Annotated in this window: 25 protein-coding genes; 12 read left to right on the top strand and 13 right to left on the bottom strand. The window is 66.1% G+C overall.

What is annotated here, in order from left to right:
* The first annotated feature begins 111 nt into the window (after positions 1-111).
* Both HNP51_RS05070 and alr read left to right on the top strand, forming a co-directional pair.
* Positions 112-1,608, top strand: a complete 1,497-nt coding sequence (locus HNP51_RS05070) for a replicative DNA helicase (RefSeq protein ID WP_184267832.1) — start codon at positions 112-114, stop codon at positions 1,606-1,608.
* A gap of 51 nt (positions 1,609-1,659) precedes the next feature.
* On the top strand, positions 1,660-2,697 hold the full coding sequence (gene alr / locus HNP51_RS05065; protein ID WP_184267830.1) for an alanine racemase: 1,038 nt from the start codon (positions 1,660-1,662) through the stop codon (positions 2,695-2,697).
* 3 nt (positions 2,698-2,700) lie between these two features.
* Here the strand turns inward: alr and HNP51_RS05060 are convergent, their stop codons facing one another.
* Positions 2,701-3,342 carry a Yip1 family protein gene (locus HNP51_RS05060; RefSeq protein WP_184267828.1) on the bottom strand — a complete coding sequence of 214 codons (642 nt, stop codon included), beginning with the start codon at positions 3,340-3,342 and terminating at the stop codon, positions 2,701-2,703.
* Positions 3,343-3,502: 160 nt separating this feature from the next.
* Here HNP51_RS05060 and radA point away from each other — a divergent pair, with 160 nt between their 5' ends.
* The 6 genes from radA (at position 3,503) to HNP51_RS05030 (ending at position 9,621) form a co-directional block, all read left to right on the top strand.
* Positions 3,503-4,876, top strand: a complete 1,374-nt coding sequence (radA, locus tag HNP51_RS05055) for a DNA repair protein RadA (protein WP_184267826.1) — start codon at positions 3,503-3,505, stop codon at positions 4,874-4,876.
* 34 nt (positions 4,877-4,910) lie between these two features.
* Complete coding sequence (locus tag HNP51_RS05050; RefSeq protein ID WP_184267825.1) at positions 4,911-5,447, top strand: CvpA family protein; 537 nt, start codon at positions 4,911-4,913, stop codon at positions 5,445-5,447.
* Positions 5,448-5,529: 82 nt separating this feature from the next.
* On the top strand, positions 5,530-7,035 hold the full coding sequence (gene purF, locus HNP51_RS05045) for an amidophosphoribosyltransferase (protein WP_184267823.1): 1,506 nt from the start codon (positions 5,530-5,532) through the stop codon (positions 7,033-7,035).
* A gap of 6 nt (positions 7,036-7,041) precedes the next feature.
* A complete protein-coding gene (locus HNP51_RS05040) occupies positions 7,042-7,383 on the top strand; it encodes a VOC family protein (RefSeq protein ID WP_184267821.1) in 342 nt (113 codons plus the stop codon).
* An 83-nt stretch (positions 7,384-7,466) separates the two neighbouring features.
* A complete protein-coding gene (locus tag HNP51_RS05035) occupies positions 7,467-8,228 on the top strand; it encodes an SDR family NAD(P)-dependent oxidoreductase (protein ID WP_184267818.1) in 762 nt (253 codons plus the stop codon).
* Between the two features lie 154 nt (positions 8,229-8,382).
* Positions 8,383-9,621: an O-antigen ligase gene (locus HNP51_RS05030; RefSeq protein WP_260398340.1), complete on the top strand. Its 1,239-nt coding sequence runs from the start codon at positions 8,383-8,385 to the stop codon at positions 9,619-9,621.
* 67 nt (positions 9,622-9,688) lie between these two features.
* Here the strand turns inward: HNP51_RS05030 and der are convergent, their stop codons facing one another.
* The 9 genes from der to HNP51_RS04985 all read right to left on the bottom strand — a co-directional run bounded on the left by der (position 9,689) and on the right by HNP51_RS04985 (position 16,465).
* A complete protein-coding gene (gene der, locus HNP51_RS05025) occupies positions 9,689-11,314 on the bottom strand; it encodes a ribosome biogenesis GTPase Der (protein ID WP_184267814.1) in 1,626 nt (541 codons plus the stop codon).
* A gap of 32 nt (positions 11,315-11,346) precedes the next feature.
* A complete protein-coding gene (locus tag HNP51_RS05020) occupies positions 11,347-12,771 on the bottom strand; it encodes a PQQ-like beta-propeller repeat protein (protein ID WP_184267812.1) in 1,425 nt (474 codons plus the stop codon).
* A gap of 23 nt (positions 12,772-12,794) precedes the next feature.
* Positions 12,795-13,511, bottom strand: a complete 717-nt coding sequence (locus HNP51_RS05015) for a tetratricopeptide repeat protein (protein ID WP_221415748.1) — start codon at positions 13,509-13,511, stop codon at positions 12,795-12,797.
* A gap of 202 nt (positions 13,512-13,713) precedes the next feature.
* The gene (locus tag HNP51_RS05010; RefSeq protein WP_184267808.1) at positions 13,714-14,136 is read right to left on the bottom strand and encodes a hypothetical protein; all 423 of its coding nucleotides are present in this window, start codon (positions 14,134-14,136) and stop codon (positions 13,714-13,716) included.
* On the bottom strand, positions 14,126-14,683 hold the full coding sequence (locus tag HNP51_RS05005; RefSeq protein WP_184267806.1) for an RNA polymerase sigma factor: 558 nt from the start codon (positions 14,681-14,683) through the stop codon (positions 14,126-14,128). Before HNP51_RS05005 ends, HNP51_RS05010 begins: the two co-directional genes overlap by 11 nt.
* 25 nt (positions 14,684-14,708) lie before the next feature.
* Complete coding sequence (locus HNP51_RS05000; protein WP_311770660.1) at positions 14,709-15,185, bottom strand: DUF6249 domain-containing protein; 477 nt, start codon at positions 15,183-15,185, stop codon at positions 14,709-14,711.
* 19 nt (positions 15,186-15,204) lie between these two features.
* Complete coding sequence (locus HNP51_RS04995; RefSeq protein WP_184267802.1) at positions 15,205-15,501, bottom strand: hypothetical protein; 297 nt, start codon at positions 15,499-15,501, stop codon at positions 15,205-15,207.
* Positions 15,491-16,018 carry an RNA polymerase sigma factor gene (locus tag HNP51_RS04990; RefSeq protein WP_184267800.1) on the bottom strand — a complete coding sequence of 176 codons (528 nt, stop codon included), beginning with the start codon at positions 16,016-16,018 and terminating at the stop codon, positions 15,491-15,493. Before HNP51_RS04990 ends, HNP51_RS04995 begins: the two co-directional genes overlap by 11 nt.
* Before the next feature lie 27 nt (positions 16,019-16,045).
* Entirely contained in the window at positions 16,046-16,465 is a 420-nt protein-coding gene (locus tag HNP51_RS04985; protein ID WP_184267798.1) for a hypothetical protein, read from the bottom strand.
* Positions 16,466-16,635: 170 nt separating this feature from the next.
* Here HNP51_RS04985 and HNP51_RS04980 point away from each other — a divergent pair, with 170 nt between their 5' ends.
* On the top strand, positions 16,636-16,875 hold the full coding sequence (locus HNP51_RS04980; RefSeq protein WP_184267797.1) for a DUF2188 domain-containing protein: 240 nt from the start codon (positions 16,636-16,638) through the stop codon (positions 16,873-16,875).
* On the opposite strand, the gene HNP51_RS04975 is transcribed toward HNP51_RS04980, so the two are convergent.
* From HNP51_RS04975 to HNP51_RS04965, 3 genes are all read right to left on the bottom strand, one after another.
* Positions 16,872-17,225, bottom strand: coding sequence for an ArsC family reductase (locus HNP51_RS04975; RefSeq protein WP_184267794.1), 354 nt, complete (start codon positions 17,223-17,225; stop codon positions 16,872-16,874). The two genes, HNP51_RS04980 and HNP51_RS04975, sit on opposite strands and share 4 nt — an antisense overlap.
* A gap of 59 nt (positions 17,226-17,284) precedes the next feature.
* Positions 17,285-17,764, bottom strand: a complete 480-nt coding sequence (locus HNP51_RS04970) for a hypothetical protein (protein ID WP_184267792.1) — start codon at positions 17,762-17,764, stop codon at positions 17,285-17,287.
* A 115-nt stretch (positions 17,765-17,879) separates the two neighbouring features.
* A complete protein-coding gene (locus tag HNP51_RS04965) occupies positions 17,880-19,199 on the bottom strand; it encodes an Hsp70 family protein (RefSeq protein WP_184267790.1) in 1,320 nt (439 codons plus the stop codon).
* Between the two features lie 120 nt (positions 19,200-19,319).
* On the opposite strand from HNP51_RS04965, the gene HNP51_RS04960 reads away from it, so the two are divergent.
* The 3 genes from HNP51_RS04960 (at position 19,320) to HNP51_RS04950 (ending at position 23,492) form a co-directional block, all read left to right on the top strand.
* Positions 19,320-20,495 (top strand): DNA cytosine methyltransferase, encoded by a 1,176-nt coding sequence (locus tag HNP51_RS04960; protein ID WP_184267788.1) that lies wholly within the window; start codon positions 19,320-19,322, stop codon positions 20,493-20,495.
* A gap of 435 nt (positions 20,496-20,930) precedes the next feature.
* Entirely contained in the window at positions 20,931-21,962 is a 1,032-nt protein-coding gene (locus HNP51_RS04955) for a UDP-glucuronic acid decarboxylase family protein (RefSeq protein WP_184267786.1), read from the top strand.
* A gap of 180 nt (positions 21,963-22,142) precedes the next feature.
* A complete protein-coding gene (locus tag HNP51_RS04950; protein ID WP_260398339.1) occupies positions 22,143-23,492 on the top strand; it encodes a glycosyltransferase family 2 protein in 1,350 nt (449 codons plus the stop codon).
* The last annotated feature ends 13 nt before the right edge of the window (positions 23,493-23,505 follow it).

Below are 23,505 nucleotides of genomic sequence, written 5' to 3'. Positions count from 1 at the left end.
CCGCTGATCCGACGGGGATTTTCGGGACCGTCCACAGGCGCCGTCGGATGTCCACGACCAAGGCGGCGCCCGCGTCTGACGCAGGCGTCGCTTAGGGCTATGCCTAGTCCCATGAACGCCTTCGCCCCCATGCCCTACGGAACCGATCAGGTCACCGTCTCGTCCATGCCCCACAACCTGGAGGCGGAGCAGGCGCTGCTGGGCTCGTTGATGTTCGACAACGCCGTGTTCGAGCGGCTGAGCGACCGGCTGCGTGGCTCGCATATGTACGAGCCCTTCCACCAGCGGCTGTTCGAGGCGATCGAGGATCACATCCGCCAAGGGATGCTGGCCGAGCCGACCATCCTGATGGAGCGGTTCAAGCAGGACCCGGCTTTCCATGAGTTCGGCGGTCTGCGCTACCTCGCCGACCTCGTCGACCGCGCCCCGCCGGCGGCCAACGCCCCCGACTACGCCCGCGTCATCTATGACCTGGCCCTGCGCCGCGACCTGATCCGTATCGGCGGCGAGATGATCAAGCAGGCGCCCAACCCCGAGACGCCCGCCGACGAACAGATCGAACAGGCGGAACAGACCCTCTATTCGCTGGCCGAGACGGGCAAGCCGTCGTCGGGCTTCGTCAGCTTCTCGACCGCCCTGGCCGGCGCCGTCGAAATGGCGGGCGAGGCCTATCAGCGCGAGGGCAAGCTGGCCGGTCTGGCCACCGGCCTGAACGACCTGGACCGCAAGCTGGGCGGCCTGCACCCGTCCGACCTTCTGATCCTCGCGGGTCGTCCGTCGATGGGTAAGACGGCGCTCGCCACCAACATGGCCTTCAACGTGGCCCGCGCCTATCAGTGGGAACCGACGCCCGAGGGCCGCAAGACCGTCAACGGCGGCGTCGTGGCCTTCTACTCTCTGGAAATGAGCGCCGAACAGCTGGCCATGCGTATTCTGGCCGATGCGTCGGGCGTGTCCTCGGACAAGCTGCGCAAGGGCGAGATCGACGCCTCGGACTTCGGCAAGCTGCGCGACGCGGCGGTCGAGATCGGCGAGAGCCCCCTCTATATCGACGCCACCGGCGGCATCTCCATCTCCAAGCTGGCGGCGCGCGCGCGACGCCTGAAGCGGATGGAGCATGGCCTGGACCTGATCATCGTCGACTACCTGCAACTGGTGACGACCGGCGAAGGCGGCGGTCAGAAGAACCGGGTGCAGGAAGTGTCCGAGATCACCGGCGGCCTGAAGGCCCTGGCCAAGGAACTGGGCGTGCCGATCATCGCCCTGTCGCAGCTGTCGCGTCAGGTCGAACAGCGTGAAGACAAGCGCCCGCAACTGTCCGACCTGCGTGAATCCGGCTCGATCGAGCAGGACGCCGACTGCGTCATGTTCGTCTATCGCGAGAGCTACTATCTGGGCCGCGCCGAACCACGCGAGGGGTCCGAGGAGCACCTTCAATGGCAGCAGGACATGGACCGGCTGCAGGGTCAGGCCGAGGTCGTCATCGGCAAGCAGCGTCACGGCCCCATCGGCATCGTCAAGCTGGCCTTCGACGCGGACACCGTCCGCTTCGGCAACCTGGCCCACGACGATCGCTACGGCGGCGCCTTCGCCGATATTCCCGAGTAATTCGGCCCAAGGGTCGTGGCGCCGCATGAATCTTGCGGCATAAGGGCGTCTATGTCCCTCCCCGCCTCCCTCACCGTCGACCTCGGCGCCCTGGCGCGCAATTTCCACACCCTGCAGGGCCTGATCGGCGTGCCGGTCAATCCGGTCGTCAAGGCCGACGGCTACGGCCTGGGCGCCGCCGCAGTGGCCAAGCGGCTGATGACCGAGGGGGCGCGGACCTTCTTCGTGGCGCGGGCGGCCGAGGGCGTGCTGCTGCGCGAGGCCATCGGACCCGAGCCGGTCATCTATGTGCTGGACGGCTGCCACGGATCGTCTGCGGCCATGATCAAGGCGGCCAACCTGCGGCCCGTGCTGAACCAACCCGGCCAGATCTCGGCCTGGACGGCGGCGGGCGGCGGCGCCTGCGGTCTGCAACTGGATACCGGCATGAACCGGTTGGGTTTCCGCGTCGAGGACGCACCCGAGCCGTTCGAAGGGCTGGAGCTGATCATGACGCATCTGGCCTGCGCCGACGAACCGGCCCATCCGCTGAACCGGGCCCAGCGCGACGCCTATGCCGCCGCAGTCACGCGCTATCCGGGGGTGACGCGGTCCTTCGCCAACTCGGGCGGCTGTTTCCTGGGACCGGACTTCGCCTTTGACGCCGCGCGCCCCGGCATCTGCCTGTTCGGCGGCGGGCCTGAGGGCAAGCCCGACAGCCGCATCGCCCCGGTGGCCACGCTGAACGCCCAGATCATGCAGGTGCGCGACGTGCCGGCGGGCGAGACGGTCGGTTATTCGCAGGGCTATCGCGCCGAGTCGCCCATGCGCGTGGCGACCTGCGGGACCGGCTATGCTGACGGGGTCATGCGCAGCAACAGCCCGCGCGGTCAGGTCTGGGTCGCTGGCGAACTTCGCCCCATCATCGGCCGGGTGTCGATGGACGTGCTGGCGGTGGACGTCACCGGCCTGGACGTGGCGGCCGGCGACACGGTCGAGATCTTCGGCGCCCATCGTCTGGTGGACGACGCGGCGACGGCGGCGGGAACCATCAGCTATGAGATGCTGACCTCGATCACGCCGCGCGTGCCGCGCCTCTACGTGGGCTAGGCCTTAGCTCAGCGCCAGCGCGCCCAGGCCGACCGTTCCGATCACGAAGCTGGCGACCACGCCAGCGGCGATAGCACTGACCACCATGGCCAGCACAATGGCGGCGATAACCACGACGACGGTGTAGCCCAGGGCCTTGTCCTGAGGCGTTTTCATCAGCGTCGGCAGGCCAAGGTAGAGCAGGTAGAAGCCGTACAGGCCCAGCAGGCCGCCCAGCCAGGCCAGCGCGGGGAACAGGTTGAAGATCGACGCGACCCAGGCCGCCGTCATCGAATAGACGGCCACCTTCATCGACTGGACCTTGTCCTTGGTCCCGTTGAAGGTCGGGGCCAGGGCGTCGATGATCAGGGCCAGCACGAAGACCGAGAGCAGCGACAAGCCCCAGGAGACGATGGCGCCCAGAAGTCCGCCAACCGCCGGGGTTCGCATTACTGAACCGAAGATGTGAATCGGGAACAACTGGCCGCCGATCAAGCCCGCGACCGGGCCGATCGCCGCCAGGATCATGGCGTAGCGTGCGAACAGGCTGCGCGGCGTGGCGTATTCGGCCGCAATGACCGGCCATTCCAGCTTGGGCCGCATCAGGATGTTCTGCACCCGGGCGACGAGGCCCGGATCGATGGCGGGCGGGTTGGGAGCGGTCATGGGCGGCCTCGGCGGGGGTTGAGTCGTATCGGCGCTATAGCTTGGCAGGATGACGGGGATATGAGGTTCAATGCAACCCGCGCGCGACCCTGCGTCAGGTCCGGTCGCAGGCCATAGGATCCCCACTCGCCCGCGCCGCGATTCCTGCTAGGTCAGGGTCATGGCGCGCGATACCCTTCTCTATGTCTGTCAGTCCTGCGGGGCGGTTCACAACAAGTGGGCGGGGCAATGCTCCGGCTGCGGCGAGTGGAATTGCCTGTCCGAGGAGTCCAAGTCGGCCCCGCCAGGGGCGATGAAGCCGACCTCGACCGCGCGCGGACGCGGGCTGCAGTTCGAGACCCTGCAATCCGACACGCCCGAGCCGCCGCGAATCGTCACCGGCGTGACCGAGTTCGACCGCGTCTGCGGCGGCGGCGTGGTGCCCGGCTCGGCCATCCTGCTGGGCGGCGACCCTGGCGTGGGCAAGTCCACCCTGCTGCTGGAAGTCACGGCCAAGGCGGCGCGCAACGGCGCGCGGGTGGCCTATATCTCGGGCGAAGAGGCCATCGAGCAGATCCGCGCCCGCGCCAAGCGCATGGGCGTGGCCGACGCCGCCGTGTCGCTGGCCTCGGCCACGGCGCTTCGCGAAATCCTGACGACGCTGAAGCGCGACAAGTTCGACATCGTCATCATCGATTCCATCCAGACCCTGTGGTCCGACGCCCACGAGGCCGGACCCGGCTCGGTCACCCAGGTCCGCGCCTGCGCCGCCGAACTGGTGCGGCTGGCCAAGGACGGCGGCCCGGCCATCGTTCTGGTCGGCCACGTCACCAAGGACGGCCAGATCGCCGGGCCGCGCGTGGTCGAGCACATGGTCGACGCGGTCCTCAGCTTTGAGGGCGAGCGCGGCTATCCCTTCCGCATCCTGCGCGCCGGCAAGAACCGTTTCGGGGCCACCGACGAAATCGGCGTCTTCGAAATGAGCGACGTCGGCCTGCGCGAAGTCACCAACCCGTCCGCCCTCTTCCTCGGCGAAGGCAAGGAGCGGGCGCCCGGCGCCGCGGTCTTTGCGGGCATTGAAGGGTCTCGACCTGTTCTGGTGGAAATACAGGCGCTTGTGGCCCCTTCGGCATACGGCACGCCAAGACGCGCGGTCGTGGGTTGGGACAATGGTCGCCTCGCCATGCTGCTGGCCGTGCTGGAGGCGCGCTGCGGTCTCGGCTTTGGAGACAAGGACGTCTATCTGAATATCGCCGGTGGCCTGCGGATCAGCGAGCCCGCCGCCGACCTGGCCGCCGCCGCCGCCCTGATTTCCTCGGCGCTGGATATGCCCCTGCCCCAGGGCTGCGTCGTCTTCGGCGAGATCGGCCTGTCGGGCGAGGTCCGCGCCGTCAATCGCGCCGAGGCCCGGCTGAGAGAGGCGCAGAAGCTGGGCTTCGACCGCGCCCTGGCCCCGGCCCAGGCCAAGGGCAAGGTCAAGAAGGGTGACGTCGTCGTCACCGCCGCCGGCCTGCTGACCGAGGTGGTCGAGCGAATCTCCCAAAACCGCTATTGAGGCCACCTCTCTTCCTCCAGCGATTGCAGCGCGTGTGACCGGTTACGACGTCTTCGTCATCCTTGTGCTTCTAGCTTCCGGCGCCGCCGGCTGGTTCCGGGGCGGCGTGCGCGAGCTGACGGCCCTGTTCAGCTTCTTCCTGGCCGGGCTTCTGGCCCTGATCACCCTGCCCTGGACCGCGCCGTTCGGGCGGTCGCTGGTCGATCCCGACTGGGCCGGCTCGGTGCTGGCCGTGGGGCTGACATTTCTGATTCTCTATTTCGGCCTGCGCTTCCTGGGGTCGGCTATTTCCAAGGGCGCGCGCGGGAATGCGCTGGGCGCCTTTGACCAGACCTTCGGTCTGGCGCTCGGGCTGGTGCGGGCCCTGGCCCTGATCGGCGCGGCGCATCTGACCATCATGGGCGTCATGACCGACAATCCTCCGCACTGGCTGACCCAAGCCGCCCTGGCCCCGGTCAGCGCCAAGGCTGCGGAGACCATCCAGATGGTGCTGCCGACCCTCGGAAAGGGCGCTGACGCCCTGACGCCGGTCGTCGGTTCGTCCGTCCGCGAAGGGTTTTCGGATCAATGAGCCTTGCCCTCGACGCAATGGCGGACTACGTGCGCGGCGCCACCGCCTGAGTTACCCTGTTCCCGGTCATCGGAGCCTGACGATGCGCCACCATATCGCCGATCCCATCGTTCACCGCGAACACTGGCGCGAGCCGGAGGACGACCAGCTACGGCTGGAATGCGGCGTCTGCGGCGTCTGGGGCGCACCCGACAACGAAGCCTCCTCCATCGTCGCCCTGGGCCTGCACGCCCTGCAGCATCGTGGACAGGAAGCCTGCGGCATCGCCAGCGTCCATGACGAACGCTTCTACACCGAGCGCCATCAGGGCCTCGTCGGCGAGGCCTTCGGCAACGCCGAACTGACCACCCGCCTGCCCGGCGGCGCCGCGGTCGGCCACACCCGCTATTCCACCGCCGGCGGCAGCTTCCTGCGCAACATCCAGCCGATGTTCGCCGATCTGGACCAGGGCGGCATCGCCATCGCCCACAATGGCAACCTGACGAATTTCAAGCACCTGCACGGCCAGTTGGTGTCGGAAGGCGCGATCTTCCAGTCCACCTCGGACTCCGAGGCCATCCTCCACCTGATCGCCCGCAGCCGTAAGGCCAAGATCGTCGAGCGCTTCATCGACGCCCTGGGCCGCATCGAAGGCGGCTACGCCCTGGTCGCCCAGACCCGCTACAAGATGATCGGCGCCCGCGACCCCCTGGGCATCCGGCCTCTGGTGCTGGGCAAGGTCGGAGAGGCCTGGGTTCTGGCGTCCGAGACCTGCGCTCTGGACACCATCGGCGCCACCTTCATCCGCGATATCGAACATGGCGAAGTCGTCGTGATCGACGAAGAAGGCCTGACCTCGATCAAGCCCTTCCCGGCCCGCGCCGCCCGTCCCTGCCTGTTCGAGTATGTCTATTTCGCCCGCCCCGACAGCGTCGTGAACGGCCACTCGGTCTATAATGTCCGCAAGGAAATGGGCCGCCGTCTGGCGCGCGAGTTCCAGGTCGAGGCTGACATCGTCGTGCCGGTGCCGGACTCCGGCGTGCCTGCAGCCCTGGGCTATGCTCAGGAAAGCGGCATCCCCTACGAAGTGGGCATCATCCGCAGCCACTACCTCGGTCGCACCTTCATCCAGCCCAGCCAGGGCGCCCGGCAGAAGGGCGTGCGCATGAAGCACAGCCCCAACCGCTCTGCGCTGGAAGGCAAGCGCGTCGTCCTGATCGACGATTCGATCGTGCGCGGCACCACCTCGCTGAAGCTGGTCCGCGCCGTCCGCGCAGCGGGCGCCAAGGAGGTTCACCTGCGCTCGGCCAGCCCGCAGATCCTCTTCCCCGACTTCTACGGCATCGACATGCCCGAGCGGACGCAGCTGATGGCCGCGACCCACACGATGGACGAGATGCGCGCCATCCTGGAGGTCGACTCGCTGGGCTTCCTGTCGATCGACGGCCTGTACGACGCCCTGGGCGTGGGGCCGCGTGATCCCGAGCAGCCGCAGTTCACGGACCACTATTTCACAGGCGACTATCCGACCCGTCTGGTGGACCGCGAAATCGAAGAAGGCGGTCGCGACGCGCGGGGTTCGCAACTTTCCCTGCTGGTGACCGCTTAAGGCGGGATGATCCAGCTCGGCTACTTCACCATCGATACGCCTGACGTCGAAAAGGCCCGCGCCTTCTATGCGGGTCTGTTCGGCTGGTCCTTCGACGAAGACGCCTCGCATCCGACCTACGCCCACGTAAAGGGATCGGATCCGGCCTTTGGCATCACGAAGGGCGAGCACAAGGCCTTTCCCCATCTCTATTTCCGCGTGGACGACATCCACGCCGTCTGCGCCCGCGTGCGCGAACTGGGCGGACACGCCGCCATCCCCGCCGAAAGCCCGTCTGGCCTGTCCGCGATCGTCGCCGACGATCAGGGCGTCAGCTTCAGCCTGTGGCAGCCCGCGCCGGGTTACTAAGAGCACCTCACCTCTCCCGGCGGGAGAGGGTCCACCGTAGCGCTCCCCTTTCAACCCACGCCGGGGCGCGCTATCAGCGCACCATGTCCGAACACGCTTCTCTTCCCCTCGCCAACCGTATTGCTCTGGTCGTCGGCGCCTCGCGCGGCATCGGCTATGAGACCGCCCTGGCCCTGGCCAAGGCCGGCGCCCACGTCGTGGCGACCGCCCGCACCCAAGGCGGCTTGGAAGAGCTGGATGACGCCATCTTCGCCGCTACCGGCCAGCACGCCACCCTGGTCCCGTTCGACCTGGTGGACGGCGGCGCCATCGACCGTCTGGGCGGCGCCCTGTTCGAGCGTTTCGGCAAGCTGGACATCTGGGTTCAGGCCGCCGCCACCATGGGCCCCTCGGGCTTGACCCCAGTGGCCCACGCCGAGCCGCGCGAGTTCGCCAAGATCGAGAAGATCAACTTCACCGGCGTCTATCGCCTGATCCGCTCGCTGGAGCCGCTGCTGCGCGCCTCGGACGCCGGTCGCGCCATCTACCTGACCACCAGCGTCGCCGCCAATCCCCGCGCCTTCTGGGGGATGTACGCCGCCACCAAGGCCGGCGCCGAGGCCCTGGTCAAATGCTGGGCCGACGAGATCGAGAGCACACCCGTCCGCGCCTGTATCGTCGATCCCGGCCGGATGCGTACACAGTTGCGCGCGCAAGCTTTTCCGGGCGAAGATCCCGAAGTTCTGACCCATCCTTCGGAGATCGGCCCCCTGATGGTCGAACTGGCCCGCCCTGACCTCACTCCGCCGCTGACCGTCAGCTTCAAGGACTGGAAGCATGGTCTGTCGGCGGACGCCCTGGCCTAAGGGAACGCCAATGTCGATCCAGTCGCCGGGGGGCCGACTTTCAGGACCGACTGCACAATCCGTTCGGTTGGCGGCTGACGCGGCGTCGAGACCCGCGGCTCCCCTCGTCCGCGCGACCCCGTATGGCGACATCCTGGCCTTTCTGGCCTCAGTGATGATCGTCCTGATCTATTCCCAGTCCTGGGCCGCGCCCATGACGGGCTATGGCGTTCGGTCCGCCGACTTCCTGCGCAACGGATTCTACCCCGCCTACGCCCTGGCGATCGGCCTGGTCCTGACCCGGCCAGGGACGGCGTTGAAGGCGCTGGCCGGCGCACCGCTGCTGATCCTGTTGCTGGTCCTTACCGCCGTCTCACTCAGTTGGTCGATCCTTCCGGATGTGACGCTGCGGCGCGTGATGGCCTTGCTGGCCACCACGCTCGGCGGCGTCGCCCTGGCTGCGCGCTGGCGCTGGACCACCCTGACCGAGATCTTCGCCACGGCGATGGCGGTCATGATGATCCTGTCGCTCCTGCTCGCCGTTCTGCTTCCAGACTGGGGCCGGATGCAGGAACTGTTTCCCGGCGCCTGGCGCGGCCTGTGGCTGGAAAAGAACGCCCTGGGCGAGAACATGGGGCTGGCGGCCATCTGCATGACCGCAGCGGCCATCATGGTCCCGCAACGACGCCGATTGTGGCTGGTCGGCGCGGCTGTCGCGGCGGCCATGGTGCTCATGTCCACCTCCAAGACCAGCCTGGTGGTGCTGGTCCTTTCCTTCGCCAGCATGGGCTTTGTGGCTCTGGTTCAAGGGGGACCAAAACGGGCGATCATCGGCACATGGCTGGCCATCGTGGTGTTCTGCGCCGCCCTGTTGGTGATCGCCACCCGCAGCGACCTGATCTTCGACCTGCTGGGAAAGGACGCCACCCTGACCGGCCGCACCGAGATCTGGAGCGGCATCCTGCATCAGATGCAGCAGCGACCGTGGACGGGCTTCGGCTACGGCGTGGTCTGGAACGACGAGTCGGCTGGCGGCCCCCAGGCCTGGATCGCTCATGAAGCCCGGTTCAGCGCGGCACATGCCCACAGCGGATGGCTGGAGGTCTATCTGGCGCTCGGCCTTCCCGGCGTCATCCTGCTGGCGGCCTGGATGATCGAGATGTGGGGCCGGTCGCTGTGGGCCGCCTACGCCCGACCCTCGGGCTGGCTGCTGATGCCGATGATGACGGCCTATACCCTGACCATGCTCACCGAGAGCATCACCATGAACTGGCACAATATCCGGTGGGTCCTGTTCGTCGCCCTCGCCCTGAAGGCGGTCATCGGAGATCAGGACGACCCGGCTCGCGTCGTTCGGTCGATTGCACGGACGCGGAGACCCGCCAGGACCGTGCCGGCTCCGCATCGCCTCTGACAAAGAGAAAGGGCGAGCTGTCGTCGCCGACCGCTCGCCCTTCAACCTAGCTGCCTGTGACGGCGCCCTACTTTTTCGGCGCGTGCTTCTGGCCGGTGCGGACCCGGCCCGAGCGCGAGACCTGACGTGCCCCGCCGCGGGCGCCCTTCTGGATTGCGATGCTCTGACCGGCCTTCTTGCTGGAGCTGGCCTTCAGACCGCCCAGTGCCTTCACCTTGGGCTTGATGCCCGACTTCTTCTGCTCCAGCGCCTTGCCGGGCAGATTGGACAGGGCCTCGGCGGCCTTCTCGGCCTTCAGCACCTTGCGCGGGGCAGTCTTGGCCGTGCCCTTGTAGCGTTCGGGACCGGACTTGGCGCCGCCCTCGGCATAGGGGTTCGGCGCGCCGGACTTGACCGTCAGGCGGATCGGCGTGCCGGGCAGGTCGAAGCTTTCACGCAGGCTGTTCACCAGATAGCGCTGATAGTGCTCAGGCATGTCCGAGGCGCGGCTGGCCATCAGCACGAAGGTGGGCGGACGAGCCTTGGTCTGGGCCATGTATTTCGGTTTGACGCGCTTGCCGTTGACGGCGGGCGGCGGGTGCCTCTGGGTGGCCATGGCCAGCCAGGTGTTCAGGTCCTTGGTCTTGACCTTCACCGACCAGGTTTCATAGGCCTTGATGATGGCCGGCATCAGCCGCTCGATGCCGCGACCATTGTGCGACGACAGAGCGACGAAGGGCGAGCCCTTCAACTGCGGCAGCTTGTTCTCGGCCAGGGACTTGAGCTCGGCCATCTTGGCCTGCGGCTCTTCTTCCAGATCCCACTTGGACGCGACATAGACCAGGGCGCGACCTTCGCGCTCGACCAGGTCAGCCAGTTGCAGGTCCTGGGTGTCGAAGGCGTCGTCCTTGTCCATGACCAACACGACCACCTCGGCGAAGGTGATGGCGCGGATGGTGTCGGCGACCGACAGCTTTTCCAGCTTTTCCTGGACGCGAGCCTTGCGGCGCATCCCGGCGGTGTCGACGAAGCGGATCGCCTGGCCTTCGTATTCCCAGTCGACCGAGATCGAGTCGCGGGTGATGCCGGCCTCGGGGCCGGTCAGCAGCCGGTCTTCGCCCAGCATACGGTTGATCAGCGTCGACTTGCCCGCATTGGGGCGGCCGATGATGGCGATGCGGATCGGCTTGTCCGGTTCGTCGATCTCTTCGATGAAGATGTCGGCGGAGGCGGCCAGCAGGGCCTGATACAGGTCGGCCATGCCCTCGCCGTGCTCGGCCGAGATGGCGACCGGCTCGCCGAAGCCCAGGGCGTGGGCTTCGCCGACGCCGCCGCCGCTCTCGCGACTTTCGGACTTGTTGGCCAGCAGGATGATCGGCTTGTGCACCTTACGCAGGCGTTCGGCGAAGATGCGGTCCAGCGACGTCACGCCTTCGCGGGCGTCCATCATGAACATGACCACTTCGGCGTCGTCGAGCGCGGCCTCGGTCTGCTCGCGCATGCGCGCTTCCAGGCTGTCGTCGGTGACGTCTTCGTAGCCGGCCGTGTCGATCAGCGTCAGATCCATGTCGCCGATATTGCCGTCGGCATAGCGACGGTCACGGGTCACGCCCGGGCGATCATCGACAAGCGCCAAACGCTTGCCGACGAGTCGGTTGAACAGTGTCGACTTGCCCACGTTGGGCCGGCCGACGATGGCGACTTTTAGAGCCATGTCGGCTTTCTAACTCAAAAACAGGAAAAAAGTCAGCGGATGCTGACCAGCTCGCCCTTGTCCGTCAGGACATAGAGGGCGCCGTTATAGGCGGACGGCGCTACAAACGCCGCCGCACCCAGCTTGATGCTGGACTGTTGTGCGCCGGTTTTCGGATCAAAGGCCACAGCCTCGCCGTCCGAATTGACCAGCACCAGGCGGTTAGAGGCCAGGATCGGCCCGGACCAAACCGGACGCACGGTGCGCTTGCCAAAGCCGAGGATACCGCCCTCCTTGCGGACGCGGCCCTCGTTCAGATCGCGGGTCCAGTAAACCTGGCCGGTGTCGCGGTTGACCACGGTCAACTCGCCAGCCTTGGACACGACATAGACGACATCGCCGACCGGCAGGGGCGCGTTAACGCCCGCGACCGGCAGCGACCACTTGGCCTGGCCCGAACGAATGTCCATCGACTGAAGGACGCCCGACTGGCTGATGGCATAGACGAAGCCGCGGCTGATGACGGGGCGTCCAGCGATGTCGCGAATCTCGGACAGGGCGCTGGTGCGGCTGGTCCGAGACAGGACCTCCTGCCACACGGGCTGGCCGTTCGAGGCGCGCAGGGCGACCAGTTCACCCGAGGAGAAGGGCGCGATCACCGTGTCGCCGCTGACCGCCGGACTGGAGGCGCGCATGATGCGGGCCGGCTCGGTGATGCCGCGATAGGACCAGTCCTGCTTGCCCGTGCTGACGTTGAAAGCGACCAGTTGGTTATCGACGTCGATCACGAACACGCGCTGCCCCGACACCGTCGGCGCCCCGTGAATCGGCACTTCAACGCTGGTGCGCCAGACTTCGGAGCCCGTGGCGGCGTCCAGCGCCGTCATGCTGCGATAGCCGGAAGAGACAAAGACCTTGCCGCCGCTTACAGCGACGCCGCCGCCGAAGCCGCCGCCAACCGAGCCGCCGCCGCCCAGGCCGATGCCCATGAAGCGCCGACCGCGGTCGCGTTCGTCGACCTTGACGCTGGCCTTCCACAGGATAGCGCCCGTTCCGGCGTCGACCGCCGTCACGCCGGCTTCACCGTCGAGGACGAAAATCTTGCCGTCGTCGGCGACGACCGGCGCCATGACCTGGCGCGTGCGGCTGGAGCCGACGCCGATGTCACGTTTCCAGCCGATCGAGAAGTTTTGAGCCGCGATGACGTGCTCGATCGAGTTTTCAGCGTTTCCGCCGGGCTGGGTCCAGGCCGTGGCGGCCTGAGGTCCCGGCAGGAAGAAGTCACGGCCCGACAGGGCGGCCGATGGCGCCAGCTGCTGTTCGAACTCGAGGATCGAGATGCGCTGGCCCTCAGTGGCCTTGGCGACGTCTTCCTTTTGACCGCCCAGGCCGAACGGCAGGGCGTTGCGCACCGTGCCACACGAAGCGACGGTCATGGCCAGACCGCACAACAGGGCGACTTTCAGCGTTCGGTTCATGCAGGGCGTCCTGAAAGCGTCGATTACGGGCGAGCGGCGGCGGAAGCCGCTTCTGCTTGTGCGGGAGCCGGCGTTGCAGCCGGAGCGGCGGCGGTCGGCGCTGCAGCCGGAAGAGCGACTGCGGCGCGAACAATGGCGGGCAGACCGGCAGCCGTGCCCGAATCAATCGCCTGCACGCCAGCCTGGGCGCGCTGACGGACGTCGTCCGGCACGTCCTGTCCCAGTTGCAATTGAACAAAGGCCTGACGGGCCTCGGCGGTCTTGCCGTGCTGAAGTTGAGCCATGGCCAGTGCTTCCTGTGCGAAGGCGCGCAGCGGACGCTTGTCGCCGGCCAGCGGCTCCAGGCGCTTCTGGATGTCGGCCAGCGGAGCCGTATCCATCAACAGGAAGACGGCCTTCAGTGCTGCAGCATCGCCGATGATCGGATCGCCCGCGACCTTGGCGGCCTCGTCGAACAGCTTGACCGCGTCGTCGGTCTTGTTCGCCGTCACAGCGATGCCAGCCTGCTGCATCAGGGCCAGGGCCTTATAGGCGGCGTTGCCCGACTTCACAGCTTCGGCGAAGGCGGCGTCCGCGCCCGACGGGTTGTTGGCCTCCAGCGCGATCATGCCGCGATCATAGGCGGCAGAAGCCTTGTCAGCCTGGTTCGTCACATAGCTTTGCCAGCCCCACCAGGCCAGGGCGGCGACGAGGGCGACCGCCAGCAGACCGGCGCCGATCGGCAGCCAGGTGCGAGCCATACGCTTGTATCGATCGGAGCGAAGCTCCTCCTCGACTTGTTCGAAGACATCAACCACGAAACGTCGCCCCAAAAACCGCTGCCAAGACTGGTCGCTAAACCGGCGCGACCCTAGAGGGTCGTCGCCGCGCCCGCAACGCAGGCATTACGCCGCGACCGGCTTTTTGCAGCAGTAGGTCGCGACTTCGTCAGGAAAACGGCGGTCAGATTTCCTGAGACAGCTTCACGACCCCCGCCGCCAACAGGGCGACCAGCACGCCCGCGGTGGCCCAGAACATCTGCATGCCGCCCATGGTGCCCAGGTCCAGACCAGCCAAACCCAGCCGATCCAGCAAGGATTGAACCGCCTGGGCGGCATCCACCCCAGCCATACTCAACCCTTGCGTTGCGCCCCCACCGGCCGATGCCGACGCAGACGACGAACCAATGTTAAAATCAACGTTCAGGACTTCGCGTACGGCGATCAACCCACCGACCAGACCCGCGACTGACAGCGCCACGGTGCGGAAGCGCGACGACTTGTTGAGCTTCGCAGCCACGCCAGCCTCGAACTGGGCCGAATCGGCAAAGGCCGGAGCGCGCGCGAACAGGCGCTCGATGGCAGGGTCGAATTCATCAACCGACATGGGACGCGCTCCCGTGAGCAACCGGTTCCGACTGGAGCCGGGCCCGAAGTTTATCCAGACCACGCTTGACATGAGATTTCACCGTTCCAAGCGGCAAATTAATGGCGGCCGCGATTTCGGGGTGGGACAGGCCCGCCCCGTGACAAAGGGAGACGCACAGCCTCTCTGGCTCGGTTAGCCCCTTCATCGCCTCGTCCAGGTCCATGCGTCCGGCGCTGTCGACATTGGGCGCGACTTCGTCGTTCTCGACCTCGGCCACATAGCGGGCGTCCTTCGAGCGGCGCTTTAGATAGATGCGCGCGGCGATCCGCTTGATCCAGGCGCCGAAGGTCCCCTCGCCCCGAAACTCGGCGCATTTCTCGAACGCCAGCAGAAAGGCGTCCTGGGCCACGTCGTCGGCGAGCGCGGGTTGCGCCCCCATCCGACGCAGCAGACCGCGCACCGCCGGACTGTGGCGACGCACCAGCTCCCCGAACTCGCGACGCCCGCCCGCCGCCGACAGGGCGGCGAGCTCGACATCGTGCAGTTCGCGTAAAGGCTTGGCCATGACGGTTTCCCCTCCCCGTCGCCCCTCAGCCCTTGTTCTTGTTGAAGATGCTCAGGACGATGAAGGCCAGACCGATCATGCCCGGAACCGCGGCGCTGCCGGCGATGGGATAGAAGGCGTCCATCTCGGCGAAGCTGACCATATAGCCAAAGAGCGCGACGCCCAGGCTGACGGCCAGCAGGATGACGCCGACGCGCAGGTCGCGGGCAGCCGTCGCCGGAGCCTTGATGTTGTCCTTGCTCAGCGAATCAATGACCTCGGGCGGCAGCGGCTGCCCCTTCTCGATAGCCGAGCGCAGGGTGGCCTGCATCTCCTTGCGTTCCTTGCTCTTCAGCCAGGCCGGCACAAGCACGATCGCGCCGATCATGATGAAAAACGCGATGGGAATGAATTCTTCCGCCATGGGTTTCGCCCCTTCTTGAATAGTGGAGCCGAGCGTGACGCTGCGGCCTTCTGATAACAAGAGGCTGTGACCGCGCCGATCAGATGCAGGCCCCGGCATGAACTCTTTGTAAGGTGGCTCAGCCCGGCGTCAGACGGCGCACAGCCCCGAAGGCCGCCGCCAGGGCGAAGGCGCTCAGACCCAGCAGCCCCAGGACCGGTTCCAGTGCGCCGCCCCCGGTCCAGACCCTTTGCAACACGGGTTGTAGGGCCCACAGCACCACCGCCGCCACCAGCGCCCAGGGCAGACCCGCCAAAACCGACAGGACGGCGCGACGCCGCGCGATCCTCTGGGCGACGACCGTCATGAAGACCAGGTCCCGCGCGGGCGCGGCCTGTTGGGCGAAGATCGCCGCCAGCTTCTGTTCAGGCGTCATCGGAGCCTCCCAGCGCCTCGAACAGGCGCGCGCGACCGCGTGCAACATGGGACTTCACCGTGCCCAGAGGCAAGGACAGGGCCAACGCCGCCTCGGCGTGCGACCAACCGTCGGCCAGGCACAGGGCGACGCAGGCCCGCACGTCCGGCGTCAATCCCGCCATGGCCTGGGCCAGGGCCACCCGTTCGGCGGGCGAGACGCCGGTCGGCGCCTCCAGAGTCTCCAGCCACGCGGCGTCCCGCGCTGCGCCGCGCCGGGAGGCGCGAATGCGGTCCCGCGCCCGCCGCCAGGCTATGCCCAACAACCAACTGCGAAAACTCGAAACGTCCTTCAGTCGATGCAGGGAACGCCAAGCGGTCAGGATGGCCTCCTGAGCCACATCGTCCGCCTCGGCCCAACCGCCGCCCAGGGTGCGGCGCAGGAACCCCCGCATCGCCGCCTGATGCCGCTCGATCAGGCGGGCGAAGGCCGCGTCCGACCCCGCCCGCGCCTGCGCGGCCAGTTCCGCGTCGGTCATGGTCGCCCGCCCCCCGGCGCGCGCCGCTCAGGACCGTCCGTCCTGCCGTGCGATGGCGTTGATCAGCGCCCAGATCGCCACGGCGCCCATGGTGACGCCCACGACCATGAAGGCGCCGCTGCCGCCGTCGATGCCGGTGAAATATCCGGTCGCCGCAAAACCGACCGCCAGGGCGAAGAACAGCCCAAACAGCGACCAGTAGTTCGCCGGCCGACGACCACAAGACGACGACCGCCCGGTCGTGTCCCAGAGATCGACGTCCTCCTCCGCCTCACCGACCATCTTCAACAAGACCTCGGGCGGTTCCTGCCCGCGCTCGGCATAGGTGCGCATCAGGTCCAGCGCGCCCTTCTGTCGGCGATAACGAAAGAAGCTCGACACGCCCCCGCCGACGATCCACGCCAGCGGAAACATCAACCACCAGAAGTCACGAAACAGGCTTTCCATCGCTCTTACCCCTGCGCCCCGGCGACCATCGCCCCTGCGCTTTCATAGAGTAGTCGTCGCCGAACGACGAAATGGATGCGTCGGTCAAAATATTCTCGTCACCACAGCGTGACTCGACTTCGGGCGTGCGGAGGCCAAGCGTCAGGCCACTTCAACCGACAGAGTAGCCCATGACCAGAATCACGTATCGCATCGTCCCCCATGACGGCGGCTGGGCCTACAAGCTGGACGACAGCTTCTCCGAGACCTTCGCCACCCACGACGCCGCGCGCGCGGCCGCCATCGCTGTCTCACGCGAGCAGCAGGTGCCGGACCGCACCTCTTGGATCGAGTTCGAAGACGCCTCGGGCCAGTGGATCACCGAGCGCGCGGACGGCCACGACCGCCCGGAAACCGCCGTCGAGGACTAGGCCGCAAACGCCTCGGCGTAACGCTCGGGCTTGAAGCCGACCAGGGTCCGCCCGTCGCCGAGGTCCAGCACCGGCCGCTTGATCATCGACGGCTGGGCCAGCATCAGGGCGATGGCCTTGTCGGCGTTCAGGTCGGCCTTGTCGGCGTCCGACAGCTTGCGGAAGGTGGTCCCGGCGCGGTTCAGCACCGTCTCCCAGCCATGCTCGGCCACCCAGCGTTCCAGATCGGGCTTGTTCGCGCCCGCAACCTTGTAGTCATGGAAGACGTAGTCCACGCCCTGCCCGTCCAGCCAGACGCGCGCCTTCTTCATCGTGTCACAGGCCTTGATGCCGTACAGGGTGATGGTCATGGGGCGCTCCCTCGCTTGCGGAGGCCGCGATCTGGCATCGCGAGGCGGAGGGGTCAAATTCAGGTTTTGATGTCGCCGAGGCGCTTATGAGCCAGGCAGGCCCTCAGCAGCATTATCGACGTCACGACGCTGAGGACGCCAAAGCTGATCGGCATGGAGCCGGAAAACAGCCAGATCGACACCGGGAACAACAGGAACAGGGTCGCCCAAAGCACGACAAGCCAAGCCAAAATCAGGGATCGCGTCCTGCGAACCCGAAAGAACAGCAGGGCCGCAAGCAGGCTCAGACCGACATTGACCCAGCCGACAAGCCCTCTATCGCTTCCAAGCGCGCCGGCTGAGCCTATGCCGTTGAAGGCGCCCATGGCGATGAAGGCATGGAACAGGCCGATGAGAAAAAGCGACGCCGATCCCGAGTTGATCGCCACATCCACCTTATGAAGCGTGTCGAGACGGGCAAACGGGTTCCAATCCGCTTCAGGGATGCGAGGCCTTGGCCGCTCCCAGACAGGCACTGACTTGTGGTCTTCAGTCGTCATGTGCCCCCCCGTCGCCGTTGATCGTACTGGCAGAACATTAATCGACAAGCAGACCCAACGTCACCGCACACGCAGGCTAGAGAGCCGCCCGTGAAGCTCTACGCCCATCCCAGGATCAGGCGGCCTTCTGGCTCCACAGGTCCAGATCGGCTTCGCGGCCGATCAGGGCCAGGCCGGAGGCGATGGATTCGAACTCGCCGCCGGTCTCGATGCGGTCGGCGCCGAAGCGGCGGATGAAGATGTCGCGCACCGCCGGCACGAAGGAGGTGCCGCCGGTCAGGAAGACGCGGTCGATCTGCGTCCCTTCCAGCCCCGACTGGGCCATGGCCTCGTCGACGGCGGCCTCCATGGCCTGCAGCTCCGGCGCGATCCAGCCCTCGAAGTCCGTGCGCTTGACTGGCTTCTCGATCCGCACCGATCCGGCGACGAAGGAGAAGACCGCCTCTTCATCCCGCGACAGGGCCTCTTTCAGACCGGAGACGGCGCGGTACAGGGCGTAGCCGTGGTTGTCGTCCAGCACCTCGATCAGACGCTCGATCTTCTCGGGCTCCAGCGCCGTCGAGGCCAGGCCGCGAATGTCGCGCATATCCTTGGACGCCCGCAGCAAGGCCAGTTGGTCCCAGCGGGCAAAGGCGCTGTAGTAGCGTTGAGGGATCGGCAGACGGTTATCAAAGGCCCGGTACAGGCTGCCCTTGCCCAGTTCCGGCGAAACCAGCTGGTCGATGATCCGATAGTCGAAGGCGTCGCCCGCCACGCCCACGCCCGAGCGCGCCAGCGGCGTGGACTTCAGCGCGCCGTCGGCCCGCTCGAACCGCACGATGGAAAAGTCGCTGGTGCCGCCGCCGAAGTCGGCGACCAGGACATTGGCGTCCTGTTTCAGCTCGCGCGCAAAGAAGAAGGCGGCGCCGACGGGCTCGTAGGCGTAGCGGATGTCGGTGAAGCCCAGCCGGGCAAACGCCGCCTCGTACCGCTCCAGCGCCAGGGCCTCGTTGGGATTGCCGCCGGCGAAGGTCACGGGTCGTCCGACGATGATGCGCGGCGGCAGGTCGTTCATCGCCCCGTCGGCGTGGTGCTTCAGCCGCAGCAGGAAGGCCGACAACAGGTCCTCGAAGCGATAGCGGCGGTTGTCGATGCGGGTCTCGGTGAAGGCGGCGCTGGCGGCGAAGGTCTTGAACGACTGGATGAAACGGGTGTCCAGCGGGTCTTCGACATAGGCGTCGATGGCCCAGGGCCCGGCCTCGATGACCCGCTCGGGCGAGCCGCCGTCGCGAGCCTCATGCAGCTGGAAGCTCAGCGCCGAGCGGAAGGCGAACAGGTCTTTCTCCTCCGCCTGGAAGCGCACCAGGGTCGCGGGGCCGTCGCCGTGGGTCAGCGACACCACCGTATTGGTCGTGCCGAAGTCGATGCCGATGGTGGCGGGCGTCGCGGACGTCATGGGGGAGAACCTGCGGGGAGAGGGGCCGGGGTTCGTAGTCCCCTGCCCGCTCACGTCAAGGCCGTGCATGACTTGTCACGGGAAATGGACCGCGCGGCCCGCCTGCGTCACAGTCCCCGCATGCGCGATTCGTCCCCGTCGGCCCCCAGCTTCTATGAGTTCTTCGCCGGCGGCGGCATGGTGCGCGCTGGTCTGGGGCCCGACTGGACCTGCCTGTTCGCCAATGATTTCGACGCCAAGAAGGGCTTTTCCTATCAGGCCAATTGGGGCACGGGCGGCGAGCTGACGGTCGGCGACATCCGCGCGCTGAAGGCGACGCAGCTGCCGGGCACGGCCGACATGGTCTGGGGCTCCTTCCCCTGTCAGGATCTGTCGCTGGCGGGCGCCGGCGCGGGCCTGAAGGGCGAGCGATCCGGCACCTTCTATGCCTTCTGGGACTTGATCCACGGCCTGATCGCCGATGGCCGGGCGCCGCGCATGGTGGCGGTCGAGAACGTCTGCGGCGCGCTGACGTCGCACGGCGGCAAGGACTTCCAGGCCATCTGCCGCACCTTCGCCGAGGCCGGCTATCGCTACGGCGCCCTGGTCATCAACGCCGACCTGTTCGTGCCGCAGTCGCGCCCGCGCCTGTTCGTCATCGGTGTTCACGCCGAGGTGGAGGTCGCGCCCGAGCTGCTGTCCCCCGAACCCATCGAGCCCTTCCACACCCGCGCCCTGCGCCGCGCAGTGGAAAACCTGCCCGACGATGTGCGTGACAGCCTGCTGTGGTGGAACGTGCCGACGCCCGAGCGACGCATCACCACCTTCGCCGACATCATCGAGGACCGCCCGACCAGCGTCGCCTGGCACACCCAGGCCGAGACGAAGAAGCTGCTCGACATGATGTCGCCGGTCCATCTGGCCAAGGTCGCCGCCGCCAAGCGCGCCGGGCGCCGCATGGTCGGCGGCGTCTATCGCCGGACCCGCGTCGATGAGACCGGCGCCAAGGTCCAGCGCGCCGAGGTCCGCTTCGACGATGTGGCCGGCTGCCTGCGCACGCCCTCGGGCGGCTCCAGCCGACAGGTCATTCTGGTGGTCGAGGGCCGGCGCATCCGCTCGCGCCTGATCTCGGCCCGCGAAACGGCGCGGCTAATGGGGCTGAAGGACAGCTATGTCCTGCCCCGGCAATACAGCGACGCCTATCATCTGACCGGCGACGGGGTGGCGGCGCCGGTCGTGCGGCACCTTGCCGAACACATATTCGAGCCGCTGGTTCACGGCGCAGCCACGACTCTCGACGAGGTTCAGGCCGCCTGACCGCCGCTTGCCGTCGAACAAGCACACGAGCGTTCTTGATCGATCTGCGCCCCCTCCACCAGCGCCGCGGTAAGAGCCACGTCCTGCGCGTCACCGCCGACGGGTGATAAACACCTAGCTGCGAGTGGACCCTGGTCTGCGCGCCGTCGGGGCGGTTGAAGACCGTGGCCGCCTAGCCCCCCACTCTGAACAAGACCCGTCCCGCTAACGCACACCAGGGTCTGCCGGAGCGCCCCCTCCTGCGGTCGCCGCAATCGCCTGCCCGGCGCCGCGCCGCGAAACGTAGCCAAAATATGGCGGAACCCTCGGACGCCATATTGGTTAAAGGATTCCTAACGCTTGATGTGGATTTCCCTCGTTCGCCTAATAGACGAAAACAGAAATAAGTACCAGATGGATCGATTATAGCTAAACGGAAGTTCGGGATCGTAAGAGATGGTTAAAAATACTCATTTCTACAATCGTCATGAAAACTACGCTGAGCCAAGCGCGGCAATAGTTGCTGTCGCTGGAGGCGCTGGATTTCTTGGGTCCCATCTCTGCACTCAATTGATTGAAAACGGGCACACCGTTTTTTGCATCGACAACTTCCATACAGGCAGGCCAGATAACGTCGAACATTTGAATTCGTCAGACCGTTTCGTGCTTGTCCATCATGACATCAACGACCCGATGCCGACAGAAATGCCAAAGTTTGATCAGATCTATAACCTGGCCTGCCCGGCATCTCCCGTTCATTATCAGTATGACCGCGTCAAGACGGCGCTGACCTGTTCTCACGGCACGCTCAATCTTCTGCAAAAGGCCGCCGCTGACAGAGCGCGCTTCTTCCAGGCCTCAACGTCAGAGATCTACGGCGACCCCGAGGTCCATCCGCAAACCGAAAACTACCGCGGCAACGTCAATACGGTCGGCCCCCGCTCCTGCTACGACGAGGGCAAGCGCTTCGCTGAAACCCTGGTGACGGACTTTGGCGCCCAGCACGGCCTGACGACGCGGATCGTGCGCATCTTCAATACCTACGGCCCCCGCATGCACCCCGACGACGGGCGCGTGGTCTCGAACTTCATCGTTCAGGCCCTGCTGGGCGAGGACATCACCATCTACGGCAGCGGCGAGCAGACTCGCTCCTTCTGCTTCGTCGACGATCTGGTCGAAGGCTTCGTCCGCCTGATGAATGCGGATTCAGGCATCGACGGCCCGGTCAACATCGGCAACCCCAACGAAACCACTGTCAATCAGTTGGCGGAACAGATCCTCGAGATGGTCGGATCCAAATCCAAGATCGTCCATCATCCGCTGCCAGTGGACGATCCCCGTCGGCGCAAGCCGGACATATCGAACGCCCTGGCGCGCCTGAACTGGTCTCCGCAAGTGTCCTTGCACGACGGACTGGCCGAGACCATCGCCTACTTCATCGAGGAAATGAGCACCAGCGGGCGCAGATCCAGCGCGCTGGCGTCCTGATACCACCAAGACCAAGACCAAGATCCGAAACGAAACCCTAGTCGCGAACGCAAGAAATAAGATCCAACACGTACATTCTGGGCGGGCTAATCCATGGAAACCTACCAAAACAGCATACCTGCGCTCATAGCGCTGGTCGGAATATCCCAACTGCTATACTTTGGAAGCTTCCTCCTGGAGATGTACTTCCTTACCCTGCGCGTCCATCGGGTCGACATGAACGATCCGCTGCCCGCCGAGAAGGAACTCCCCTACATCGTTCTGCTCTACCCCGTGCTGCGCGAACTCGAGCGCACGATGGAGACGACGTTCACCTCGCTGGCCAAGCTCGACTATCCGCGCGACCGCTACCGCGTCTTGGCCATTCCAAACTCCAGCGATACCGAGACCATCGCCAGCCTGCAGCGACTGACCCGAAAATTCCCCTTCGTCGAGATTCTGGAGGTGCCGCCCACCACCGACCCCAGCTGGGACGCCGTGTGGAACTCATGGGACGCCAACCCCAAGGTCTATTGGTGGCACAACGGCAAGCGAGCCGGCTCCAAGGCGCTGCCGCCCAAGAAGACCCGCCAGCTGAACTACGCCCTGTATCAGGTCGCCGAGACCCACCGCGACAAGACCAATCTGACGATTGACTATATCGACGCGGACAGCTGCCCGCCGGCCGACCACTTCAAGGCCGCCGCCATTGGTCTGCAGAAGTTCGACGTACTCCAAGCGCGCAACGTCGCGGGCAATCTGATCGCCAGCCTGCCCGCCGCCTTCCACGCCTTCGATCACATCACCTGGGACGGCGGCAAGTACGGCCACCTATCGGATCCCAGACAGCCCTACTGGGTGCTGGGCAAGGGCCTGTTCTTCAAGGTCGACGACCTGATCAGCCTGGGCGGGTTCAACCCCTGGATCGCTATTGAAGACCCCGAAATCGGCGAGCGGTTCTGGAAGAACGGCAAGACCCTCGGCATCATTGAAAACCCTCTGATCGAAGAGGTGCCGGAAACCTTCGCAGAGGGCATCACCCAGAGAAAGCGCTGGGTCGCCGGCTTCTTCCAGAGCCTCAGCAAGCCGCTCACCGAAATGGGCTTCACCTTCAGCGAACGTCTCCGCGCCTGGGCCAACTTCATGCCCTGCATGTCGTTGTGGCTGAACACCCTGGGCATCCCTCTGGGGATCTGGACGGCCTGGCGCTTCTATAACGGCGACAACTTCCTGCCCATGTGGCTGATCGTGCTGTCGATCTTCAACATCGTCGCCTTCGGCTTCATGATGATCAACCTCTACATCCGGACCTGGAAACGGACAGGTCTCGTGCTGGAGCATACGGGCGACCGCATGCGCTACATGCTGATGGTCAATCCGGTGTTCCTGATGGTCTGGTGGTGCATCTGGATCATCCCGCTGATGCTCGGCTTCGTCATGTACCTGAAGGACAGCGGCCAGGTCTGGCAGCGCACCGAGAAGATCGACGCCAACAATACGCTCGTGCGGTCCAAGCTGGACCAGTTCGGCGTCCTTCCCCACCACCACTGAGCGGAACACGTTC

The sequence above is a fragment of the Brevundimonas bullata genome, from assembly GCF_014207965.1.
Taxonomy (GTDB): domain Bacteria; phylum Pseudomonadota; class Alphaproteobacteria; order Caulobacterales; family Caulobacteraceae; genus Brevundimonas; species Brevundimonas bullata_A.
This window is presented reverse-complemented; position numbering and strand designations above follow the sequence as displayed.

Excerpts from the sequence above, each read along its gene's own strand:
- HNP51_RS05070 (WP_184267832.1), top strand. The coding sequence starts at position 112 with ATGAACGCCTTCGCCCCCATGCCCTACGGAACCGATCAGGTCACCGTC.
- alr (WP_184267830.1), top strand. The coding sequence starts at position 1,660 with ATGTCCCTCCCCGCCTCCCTCACCGTCGACCTCGGCGCCCTGGCGCGC.
- HNP51_RS05060 (WP_184267828.1), bottom strand. The coding sequence starts at position 3,342 with ATGACCGCTCCCAACCCGCCCGCCATCGATCCGGGCCTCGTCGCCCGG.
- radA (WP_184267826.1), top strand. The coding sequence starts at position 3,503 with ATGGCGCGCGATACCCTTCTCTATGTCTGTCAGTCCTGCGGGGCGGTT.
- purF (WP_184267823.1), top strand. The coding sequence starts at position 5,530 with ATGCGCCACCATATCGCCGATCCCATCGTTCACCGCGAACACTGGCGC.
- HNP51_RS05040 (WP_184267821.1), top strand. The coding sequence starts at position 7,042 with ATGATCCAGCTCGGCTACTTCACCATCGATACGCCTGACGTCGAAAAG.
- HNP51_RS05035 (WP_184267818.1), top strand. The coding sequence starts at position 7,467 with ATGTCCGAACACGCTTCTCTTCCCCTCGCCAACCGTATTGCTCTGGTC.
- HNP51_RS05030 (WP_260398340.1), top strand. The coding sequence starts at position 8,383 with ATGATCGTCCTGATCTATTCCCAGTCCTGGGCCGCGCCCATGACGGGC.
- der (WP_184267814.1), bottom strand. The coding sequence starts at position 11,314 with ATGGCTCTAAAAGTCGCCATCGTCGGCCGGCCCAACGTGGGCAAGTCG.
- HNP51_RS05020 (WP_184267812.1), bottom strand. The coding sequence starts at position 12,771 with ATGAACCGAACGCTGAAAGTCGCCCTGTTGTGCGGTCTGGCCATGACC.
- HNP51_RS05015 (WP_221415748.1), bottom strand. The coding sequence starts at position 13,511 with ATGGCTCGCACCTGGCTGCCGATCGGCGCCGGTCTGCTGGCGGTCGCC.
- HNP51_RS05010 (WP_184267808.1), bottom strand. The coding sequence starts at position 14,136 with ATGTCGGTTGATGAATTCGACCCTGCCATCGAGCGCCTGTTCGCGCGC.
- HNP51_RS05005 (WP_184267806.1), bottom strand. The coding sequence starts at position 14,683 with ATGGCCAAGCCTTTACGCGAACTGCACGATGTCGAGCTCGCCGCCCTG.
- HNP51_RS05000 (WP_311770660.1), bottom strand. The coding sequence starts at position 15,185 with ATGCCGGGGCCTGCATCTGATCGGCGCGGTCACAGCCTCTTGTTATCA.
- HNP51_RS04995 (WP_184267802.1), bottom strand. The coding sequence starts at position 15,501 with ATGACGCCTGAACAGAAGCTGGCGGCGATCTTCGCCCAACAGGCCGCG.
- HNP51_RS04990 (WP_184267800.1), bottom strand. The coding sequence starts at position 16,018 with ATGACCGACGCGGAACTGGCCGCGCAGGCGCGGGCGGGGTCGGACGCG.
- HNP51_RS04985 (WP_184267798.1), bottom strand. The coding sequence starts at position 16,465 with ATGGAAAGCCTGTTTCGTGACTTCTGGTGGTTGATGTTTCCGCTGGCG.
- HNP51_RS04980 (WP_184267797.1), top strand. The coding sequence starts at position 16,636 with ATGACCAGAATCACGTATCGCATCGTCCCCCATGACGGCGGCTGGGCC.
- HNP51_RS04975 (WP_184267794.1), bottom strand. The coding sequence starts at position 17,225 with ATGACCATCACCCTGTACGGCATCAAGGCCTGTGACACGATGAAGAAG.
- HNP51_RS04970 (WP_184267792.1), bottom strand. The coding sequence starts at position 17,764 with ATGACGACTGAAGACCACAAGTCAGTGCCTGTCTGGGAGCGGCCAAGG.
- HNP51_RS04965 (WP_184267790.1), bottom strand. The coding sequence starts at position 19,199 with ATGACGTCCGCGACGCCCGCCACCATCGGCATCGACTTCGGCACGACC.
- HNP51_RS04960 (WP_184267788.1), top strand. The coding sequence starts at position 19,320 with ATGCGCGATTCGTCCCCGTCGGCCCCCAGCTTCTATGAGTTCTTCGCC.
- HNP51_RS04955 (WP_184267786.1), top strand. The coding sequence starts at position 20,931 with ATGGTTAAAAATACTCATTTCTACAATCGTCATGAAAACTACGCTGAG.
- HNP51_RS04950 (WP_260398339.1), top strand. The coding sequence starts at position 22,143 with ATGTACTTCCTTACCCTGCGCGTCCATCGGGTCGACATGAACGATCCG.